8 protein-coding genes are annotated in these 8933 nt (G+C 73.3%); 7 read left to right on the forward strand and 1 reads right to left on the reverse strand.

The features are described from left to right. The 6 genes from ABKW28_RS22150 to ABKW28_RS22175 all read left to right on the forward strand — a co-directional run. Positions 1–574 (forward strand): hypothetical protein (locus tag ABKW28_RS22150; RefSeq protein ID WP_348613347.1); only part of this gene is annotated, 574 nt, incomplete at its 5' end. A 43-nt stretch (positions 575–617) separates the two neighbouring features. Then, positions 618–1955, forward strand: a complete 1338-nt coding sequence (gene glnA, locus ABKW28_RS22155; protein WP_341230096.1) for a type I glutamate--ammonia ligase — start codon at positions 618–620, stop codon at positions 1953–1955. Between the two features lie 2 nt (positions 1956–1957). Beyond that, positions 1958–2683: a type 1 glutamine amidotransferase gene (locus ABKW28_RS22160; RefSeq protein WP_348613349.1), complete on the forward strand. Its 726-nt coding sequence runs from the start codon at positions 1958–1960 to the stop codon at positions 2681–2683. Then, positions 2680–5661, forward strand: a complete 2982-nt coding sequence (locus ABKW28_RS22165; protein ID WP_348613351.1) for a bifunctional [glutamine synthetase] adenylyltransferase/[glutamine synthetase]-adenylyl-L-tyrosine phosphorylase — start codon at positions 2680–2682, stop codon at positions 5659–5661. The genes ABKW28_RS22160 and ABKW28_RS22165 overlap by 4 nt, the downstream gene beginning before the upstream one ends. Before the next feature lie 127 nt (positions 5662–5788). Beyond that, entirely contained in the window at positions 5789–6208 is a 420-nt protein-coding gene (locus ABKW28_RS22170; RefSeq protein WP_193669219.1) for a pyridoxamine 5'-phosphate oxidase family protein, read from the forward strand. Positions 6209–6217: 9 nt separating this feature from the next. Then, on the forward strand, positions 6218–6994 hold the full coding sequence (locus ABKW28_RS22175) for an isocitrate lyase/phosphoenolpyruvate mutase family protein (RefSeq protein ID WP_348613353.1): 777 nt from the start codon (positions 6218–6220) through the stop codon (positions 6992–6994). A 476-nt stretch (positions 6995–7470) separates the two neighbouring features. On the opposite strand, the gene ABKW28_RS22180 is transcribed toward ABKW28_RS22175, so the two are convergent. Further along, positions 7471–7743 (reverse strand): hypothetical protein, encoded by a 273-nt coding sequence (locus ABKW28_RS22180; RefSeq protein WP_348613355.1) that lies wholly within the window; start codon positions 7741–7743, stop codon positions 7471–7473. A gap of 256 nt (positions 7744–7999) precedes the next feature. Here ABKW28_RS22180 and ABKW28_RS22185 point away from each other — a divergent pair, with 256 nt between their 5' ends. Continuing rightward, positions 8000–8632 carry a TasA family protein gene (locus ABKW28_RS22185; RefSeq protein WP_348613357.1) on the forward strand — a complete coding sequence of 211 codons (633 nt, stop codon included), beginning with the start codon at positions 8000–8002 and terminating at the stop codon, positions 8630–8632. The last annotated feature ends 301 nt before the right edge of the window (positions 8633–8933 follow it).

Consider the following 8933-nt stretch of genomic DNA (forward strand, 5'->3'; position numbering starts at 1 on the left):
AGGACGACCAGCACCCCCGCGCCCAACCCCGCCCACCCCCACCACCACCCTCACCACCACGGCAGCCCGTGCCGACGACGGCACCACCCGGGTCGTGCTCCCCATCGAGGACTGCCGCGGCTGCCGGGTGCAGGTCTACTCCGGCCTGGCCACCGACGACCCGGCCGAGCCGCGGCTGTGGGCCTCGCTGGAGAAGCGGGTCCGCGACGGCAAGGTCGCCTTCGCGGTTCCGCACTCGCGCACCCCCGGCATGCAGGTCGTGGTCCGTGCGCCCTGGGAGGGCCACACCGGCTACGACACGAACGTCGTCTTCCGCTACGCCGGCCACGGCGCCGGCGACGTGGTCGACACCGAGGTCGCCGCCACCAGGAACAGGGCCAGCAGCTGCTTCGAGGGCACCTCGCGCGACAAGGTCACCCTGCCCGTCGTCGTACGACGCGTGCAGGTGCCCGGCGTGCACGGGCCCGTCGCGGGCACCCTGGCGCACCTGGAGACCACCACGCCGTGGCTCTCGCCGATGCGCCGCGCCCACGAGGGCGTGCTGGGCCAGCAGGACGTCACCGTGTGCCGGTGAGACCCTCCGCCCGGCCGGCGGCGCCCACCACTAGGCTCCAGCCATGGGCAAGCAGGAAGACTTCGTACTCCGTGCGCTCGAGGAGCGCGACGTCCGGTTCGTGCGGTTGTGGTTCACCGACGTGCTGGGCTCGCTGAAGTCGGTGGCGGTCGCCCCGGCCGAGCTCGAGAACGCCTTCGACGAGGGCATCGGCTTCGACGGCTCGGCGATCGAGGGCTTCGCGCGGGTCTTCGAGGCCGACATGCTCGCCAAGCCCGACCCCTCGACGTTCCAGATCCTGCCCTGGCGCGAGGAGGGCCCGGCCACGGCGCGGATGTTCTGCGACATCGAGATGCCCGACGGCACCCCGTCGTACGCCGACCCGCGCCACGTGCTCAAGCGCACCTTGAGCAAGGCGGCCGAACAGGGCTTCGCCTTCTACACCCACCCCGAGATCGAGTTCTACCTCTTCAAGGGGCTGCCGGGCGCCGGCGACGAGCCGGTGCCTGTCGACCGCACCGGCTACTTCGACCACACCGCGCAGTCGGAGGGCGCCGACTTCCGCCGCGAGGCGATCACGATGCTGGAGTCGATGGGCATCTCGGTGGAGTTCAGCCACCACGAGGCCGGCCCGGGCCAGCAGGAGATCGACCTGCGCTACGCCGACGCGCTGACCACCGCCGACAACATCATGACCTTCCGCACGGTGATCCGTGAGGTGGCGCTGAGCCAGGGCATCTGGGCCAGCTTCATGCCCAAGCCGTTCACCACCCACCCCGGCTCGGGCATGCACACCCACCTCAGCCTCTTCGAGGGCGACGAGAACGCCTTCTACGAGGCCGGGGCCCAGTACCAGCTCTCCGCGACCGGGCGCCGCTTCATCGCCGGCATCCTGCACCACGCCCCGGAGATCTCGGTGGTCACCAACCAGTGGGTCAACTCCTACAAGCGGATGATGTTCGGCGGCGAGGCGCCCTCCTACATCTGCTGGGGCCACAACAACCGCTCGGCGATGATCCGGGTGCCGATGTACAAGCCCCTCAAGGGCCAGTCGACCCGGGTCGAGCTGCGCACCATCGACGCGGCCTGCAACCCCTACCTGGCCTACGCCGCGGTCCTGGCGGCCGGCATGAAGGGCATCGAGGAGGGCTACGACCTGCCCCGCGAGGCCGAGGACGACGTGTGGTCGCTGACCGAGCGTGAGCGCACCAGCCTCGGCATCAAGCCGCTGCCCAAGAACCTCAACGACGCGATCAGCGTCGCCGAGGACTCCGAGCTGCTGGCCGAGACCCTCGGCGAGCAGGTCTTCGACTTCTTCCTGCGCAACAAGCGCGCCGAGTGGGACGAGTACCGCGGCCAGGTCTCCGCCTTCGAGCGCGACCGCATGCTGCCGGTCCTCTGAGCGTGCCGCGCCCACCCCGGGTGCTGGTGGTCCAGCACGAGGACGACTGCCCGCCGGCCCTGGTCGGCGGGTGGCTCGCCGAGGCCGGGTGCGAGCTCGAGGTGTGCCGCCCGTACGCCGGCGACGCGCTGCCCGCCGACCCCGCGGCGTACGACGCGCTGCTGGTGCTGGGCGGCTCGATGGGCGCCGACGAGGACGCCGACCACGCCTGGCTGGGCCCCACCAAGCTGCTGCTGCGCGAGGCGGTGGGCGCCGAGGTGCCGACCCTGGGCATCTGCCTGGGCCACCAGCTGCTGGCCAGCGCGCTGGGTGGGCGCGTCGAGGTCAACCCGCGCGGGCGCACCGTCGGCCTGGTGCCGGTGGAGTGGACCGACGACGCCGCCGACGACCCGCTGGTCGGCGCGCTGGCCACCGCGCGGCGCGGCGTGCACTGGAACAACGACGTGGTCACCGAGCTGGCGCCGGGCGCGCTGGTGCTGGCCCGCACCCCGCAGGGCGACGTCGAGGTGGTGCGCCACGGCCCGGCCGCCTGGGGCGTGCAGCTGCACCCCGAGGTCGACGCGGCGGTCGTGGCCCGGTGGGCGGCCTCCGACGACAAGCAGGCGCCCGGCGTCGACACCGCCGCCGAGGTGGCCCGCGTCGACGCGGCCCGCCCCGAGCTCGACGAGGCCTGGGCCCCGCTCGCGCTGTCCTTCGCGCGGCTGGTCGGGGAGCGAGCCCTCCGGTGAGCCGGCCGGCGACCACGAAGGGCCAGCTGCTGCGGCTGGGCTTCAGCGACGCCGAGAAGTCGCTGCAGCGGCTCGACGAGGTCGGCCCGGCCGCTCCCGCGCTGCTGCCGCTGCTGGCCCGCACCGCCGACCCCGACCACGCCGTCGCGGGCCTGGTGCGACTGCTCGAGGCGGCCGGCGACGACGCCGCGCAGCTGCTCTCCCGGGTGGGCGACGACGAGGGCCTGGCCACCAGGCTCTTCGCGGTGCTCGGGGCCAGCGAGGCGCTCAGCGACCACCTCGCGCGCCACCCCGAGCAGTGGCGCGAGCTCGACGACCCGACGCTGGAGTGCAGCCGCCCGGCGGCGTACGCCGTGCGCGAGGCGGTGCTGCGCGCCCTGGGCGCCGACCCGGCCGACGCGGTGCCGGTGGCGCAGGGCGACGACGCGGCGCTGGTCGACGTGCTGCGCGTGGAGTACCGCCGGGTGCTGCTGCGGCTCGCCGCGCGCGACCTGGCCCACGGCGCCGGCGTCGACGACGTGGCCGCCGAGCTCTCCGACCTGGCGGCCGCGACCCTCGAGGGCGGGCTGGCGATCGCGCGCCAGCGGATGGGCGACAAGGCGCTGCTGGCCCGGCTGGGCGTGGTCGCGATGGGCAAGTGCGGCGCGCACGAGCTCAACTACGTCTCCGACGTCGACGTCATCTTCGTCTACGAGCCGGCCGACGAGAGCGGCGACGACCACGCCGCCAACCGCGCCGCCTCCCAGCTGGCCGCCCACCTGATGCGGATCTGCTCCGAGCCCACCGCCGAGGGCGAGATCTGGCCGGTCGACGCCAACCTGCGCCCCGAGGGCAAGTCGGGCCCGTTGGTGCGCACCCTGGCCAGCCACCAGGGCTACTACGAGAAGTGGGCGAAGACCTGGGAGTTCCAGGCGCTGCTCAAGGCCCGTCCGGTCGCCGGCGACATCGAGCTGGGCCGGGCGTACGTCGAGATGGTCGCGCCGATGGTCTGGAGCGCGGCCGAGCGCGACGGGTTCGTCGAGGACACCCAGGCCATGCGCCGCCGGGTGCTCGACCACATCCCCGCCAAGGAGGCCGAGCGCCAGCTCAAGCTGGGCGCCGGCGGGCTGCGCGACGTGGAGTTCGCGGTCCAGCTGCTGCAGATGGTGCACGGGCGCGCCGACGAGACGATCCGCGCGCCCACGACCCTCAGCGCGCTGGCCGACCTGACCCGGGGCGGCTACATCGGCCGTGAGGACGGCGAGCAGCTGCACGACGCCTACGCGTTCCTGCGCACCCTCGAGCACCGCATCCAGCTGCACCGGCTGCGGCGCACCCACGTGATCCCCGACGACACCGAGGCGCTGCGCCGCCTCGGGCGCAGCATGGGACACCTCAAGAGCTCCGTCGACGCGCTGCGCAAGGAGCTCGAGCACCACCGGCGCGAGGTGCGCCGACTGCACCAGAAGCTCTTCTACCGCCCGCTGCTGGCCGCGGTGGCCCAGCTGCCCGGGGAGCAGGCCCGGCTCTCGCCGGAGGCCGCCCGCGACCGCCTGGCCGCGCTGGGCTACGCCGACCCGCGTGCCGCGCTGCGCCACCTCGAGGCGCTGACCAGCGGCGTGACCCGCTCGGCCAACATCCAGCGCACCCTGCTGCCGGTGCTGCTCGAGTGGTTCGCCGACGGCCCCGACCCCGACGCCGGCCTGTTCGGCTTCCGGCGGATCTCCGAGGCGCTGGGCGAGACGCCGTGGTACCTCACCACCCTGCGCGACGAGGGCGAGGTGGCCCAGCGGCTCGCGCGGGTGCTCTCCACCTCGCGCTACGCCACCAGCCTGCTGGAGCGCGAGCCGCAGGGCGTGCGGATGCTGGGCCAGTCGCTGGCCCCGATGGACGCCGAGTCGCTGACCGCCGAGATGCGCGCGGCCGCGGCGCGGCGCGACGACGCCGAGAAGGCGGTGCGGGCGGTGCGCGCGGTGCGCCGGCGCGAGCTGTTCCGCATCGCCTCCGGCGACCTGCTCGGGCTCACCGACGTCGAGGACGTCGGAGCCGGTCTCTCCCGCCTCACCGACGCCACGCTCGAGGTGACCCTCGAGGTGGTGGGCGAGTCGGTGCGCCGGGCCAAGGGCCTCGACCGGGCCCCGACCCGGATGGCGATGGTCGCGATGGGCCGCTACGGCGGCTTCGAGCTGTCCTACGGCTCCGACGCCGACGTGCTGTTCGTGCACGAGCCGGTCAGCGGCGCCGACGGCCACGAGGCGGCGACGTACGCCCAGGCGGTCGCCAACGAGCTGCGCCGGCTGCTGGCGCTGCCGGGTACCGACCCGGCCCTGGTCGTCGACGCCGACCTGCGCCCCGAGGGCAAGCAGGGGGCGCTGGTGCGCACCCTCGAGTCCTACGCCGCCTACTACGAGAAGTGGTCGGCGGTCTGGGAGGCGCAGGCGCTGCTGCGCGCCGACGCCGTGGTCGGCGACCCCGACCTGTGCCGGCGCTTCCAGGAGCTCGTCGACCCGCTGCGCTACCCCGAGGGCGGCATCAGCGAGGACGACGTGGTCGAGGTGCGCCGCATCAAGGCCCGCGTCGACGAGGAGCGGCTGCCGCGCGGGGCCGACCGCAAGACCCACCTCAAGCTGGGTCGCGGCGGGCTCGCCGACATCGAGTGGACCGTGCAGCTGCTGCAGATGCGCTACGCCGGCCAGGTGCCGGGGCTGCGCACCTCGCGCACCCTGCCGGCCCTGGCCGCCGCCCAGGAGGCGGGGCTGCTGGCGGCCGAGGACGCCGCGCTGCTGGCCCAGGCCTGGCGCCGCGTCAGCCGCACCCGCAACGCCGTGACGCTGGTGCGCGGCGCCCCCAGCGACCAGGTGCCCTCCGACCTGCGCGAGCGGGCCGCGGTCGCGGCGATCCTGGGCTACGCCGAGGGCACCTCCGAGCAGATGGTCGACGACCACCTGCGGATGACGCGGCTGGCGCACGCCGTGGTCGAGCGGGTGTTCTGGGAGTAGCCGGCCCGGGCCGAAGGTCCCCCGCGGGGTGGACGCCGGTCCCTGGGCGGGGCGGCGCGTCCGGTGCACGCTGGGCCCCAGCCGGCCCGCCGCCACGACGGGCCCGGCACCGACCGGGGGAGGCCCGATGGTGGACAGCGCGAGCGGCGTACGGCTGGAGGAGCTCGACGAGGAGACCTGCTGGCGGCTGGTCGCCTCGGTGCCGGTCGGGCGGATCGCGTGGAACGAGACCGGTGGGCCGGTGGTGCTGCCGGTGAACCACGTGGTGGCCGACGGCACCGTGGTCGTGCGCACCGGCGCCTGGTCGGGGCTCGAGCGCCACGTCGACGACAGCGACGTCGCCTACGAGGTCGACGAGGTCGACGAGGCCACCCGGGCGGGCTGGAGCGTGCTGGTCCGCGGGCTCGCCGAGGTGTCGTACGACGACGACGCCGGCGCCCGGCCCGAGCCCTGGGCGGGGGGCGCGCGCCCGGTGACGGTGCGGGTGCACCCGCGCAGCATCAGCGGACGCCGGCTGGTGGTCGACCGCGACCCGCAGGAGTCCTAGGGTGGGTCGATGAGCGAGCTCCAGGACAAGGCCACGCACCTGCTCGGGCTGCACCGCGACCCGACCCTGCTCACCGTCGTCAACGTGTGGGACGTGATCAGCGCCCGCGTCGTCGCCGACGGGATCGGCACGACCGCGCTGGCCACCGCCAGCCACTCGATCGCGGCCTCGTTCGGCTACGAGGACGGCGAGAACATCCCGGTCGACCTGATGATCGAGGTCTGCGGACGGATCGCGGCCGCCACCGACCTGCCCGTCAGCGCCGACCTCGAGGCCGGCTACGGCCATCCCGTCGAGACCGTGCGCAAGGCGCTGGGCGTCGGCATCGTCGGCGCCAACATCGAGGACCAGATGCGCCCGCTGCTCGAGGCCGCCACGATCGTCGAGGACGTGATGGCCGCGGCCGACGACGAGGGCGTCGACTTCGTGCTCAACGCTCGCACCGACGCGTTCCTGCTGGCCGGCGACCGCGACCGCGGCGCCGTGCTGGGCGACGCGGTCGAGCGGGGCAAGGCGTTCCTCGACGCGGGGGCGCCGGCGGTCTTCGTGCCGGGGCGGCTCAGCGAGGAGGAGGTCGTGACCCTGGTCGACGCCTTCGGCCCGCAGCGCCTGACCATGATCGGCGTGCCCGGCAACCCGGCGCTCGACCGGCTCGAGGAGCTGGGGGTCGCCCGGGTCTCCTACGGCCCGATGCCGCAGCGCGTCGCCCTGACGGCGTTGCAGGAGCTGGTCGAGGAGGTGCACCGCGGGGGCGGGGTGCCCGACTCGATGCGCCCGCTGAACTGATCCCCGAGCCGGCACGAGTTCCTGCCGAGCCGGCACGAGTTCCCGCCGAGCCGGCGTGAGTTCCTGGAGCTGGCGGCGTACGCCGTGAAGTCGCGCCGGGTCGCGGGGAACTGGTGCCTCTCGTTCGCCAGCAAGGGTGTGCATGTGACCAGAAGAAGGACGTCCGCTCGGCGAGTGAGGTGCCCGCTCGTGCCGATGAGCGATCGGCTCGCTGGGTGCGCGAGCCGGGGCAGCAAAATGTGGAGTCCTGGATCAACCTGATTGATCGCAGACTCCACACTTTGCGATCTGAGGACATGTGCGTGCTGGCCCGGCGTAGTCGAAAGGACCGAAGGCTGCTGGATCGACGCACGGCCGCGGGGGACTGTTGCCGGACAGCTCGTTCGGTCCTTCCGGCTACGAGTGCCCGCACGATCGCCTATGCCGACGAGCGGACCGGGGTTCAACAGAGACGCGTTGAGGGCAAGCCACTCGGGTCAGGCGCGTGTGTAGAGCGGGAACGTCTCGACGTCGACCTTCGAACCGTTCTCGTTCGACCAGCGACACTGGAGACGCCCGCGCAGGTAGTCAGCAGAAGCGGTCACGACCGCTTGAGACTCATCGGTCGTTCGTGGCGGGTCGGCCCTGAGGCAGCGCTCGGTGATGTCCCAGGAGAGGTAGGCGCCCGCAGTGACGGCAACGCCGAGCCCGCCAGCCGGCACGAGGACGACTGCAAGCGCCAGACGGCGTCCGAGTGCCTTGCGCTGCATGACCTCACTCTGTCATCCCTTGCCGGCGGCGTACGCCGTGAAGTGGCGCCGGCTCGCTGTGAAGTGGCGCCGGGTCGCGGGGAAGTGGCGCCGGGTCGCGGGGAAGTGGCGCCGGCTCGTGGGGTGCTTGCGGGTCTTGCGGGTTGCTTGTGGGAACGGGGGGTCTTTACCTGGTGGTGGCTTGAGGTGGGGGCGTCAGAGTTCTGTTCATCGCCCCGGACCGGCACTGGCCGGCCTCTAGACAAGGACTCCCCTCATGGCCTCGAACACCGCTTCTTCTCGCAAGTCCGTCACTCGTGTCGTCGCGTCGGTGGCGCTGGTTGCTGGTGCGACCGCGGTGGCGGGTCTGGGCACGTTCGGTTCGTTCACCTCCTCGACCGACGCGACCGAGGCGGTGGCGTCGGGGGAGACGCGGATCGAGCTGGCCGGGCAGGGCGCGCAGGGTCTGGACGTGGCTGCGGTGAACCTGGTGCCCGGTGACACCGTGGAGCGTGCGGTGCAGCTGAGCCGTGCTGGTGCTACCGAGGGGTTCGGGTCGGTGGCGCTGTCCACGACGTCGGCGGCCGCGGTGCCCTCGGTCCTGACCAGCGACGCTAAGGACGGGCTGCGGCTGTCCATCGACCAGTGCGCCACGGCGTGGGTCAAGGCGGCTGAGTCGAAGAAGATGACCTGTGCCGGTGAGGTGACCTCGGTCCTGTCCTCGGTGCCGGCCATCGCGGCGAACCGTGACCTGGCGGCGGTGACCAAGACCCTCAACGCCGACTCGAAGGTCTCGAACCTGCGGATCACCCTGGCCCTGCCCCAGAGCGCGGGCAACGACTTCCAGCTCAAGAGCGACAGCGTGAAGTTCGTCTTCGACGCCACCCAGCGCGCCGCCGAGGCCCGCTGACCCACGGTCGCTCCGCCGACCCCCTCGATCTCCATCCGGGTCGGGCCGCCGACGCCCGGCCCGGATAAACACCATGACCAGGCTCCGTGCACATGCACGGGAGGCTTGCTGGGCCGGGCCCCGGCACCGGCGGGGTGGTTCGCCACCGGCTGGTCGAGGTCCTCTTGCGCGTTCCTTGAGACAACGTCCCGGGTTTGCCGGCGGAGGGCTTGAGGTCGAGGTAGCAGAGTTCTGCTCATCGGACGGACCGGTCGCGGTCCGCCCGCGGGGGGGGGGGGGGGGGGGGGGGGGGGGGGGGGGG

This window comes from Nocardioides sp. 31GB23 (assembly GCF_040012395.1).
Lineage (GTDB): Bacteria > Actinomycetota > Actinomycetes > Propionibacteriales > Nocardioidaceae > Nocardioides > Nocardioides salarius.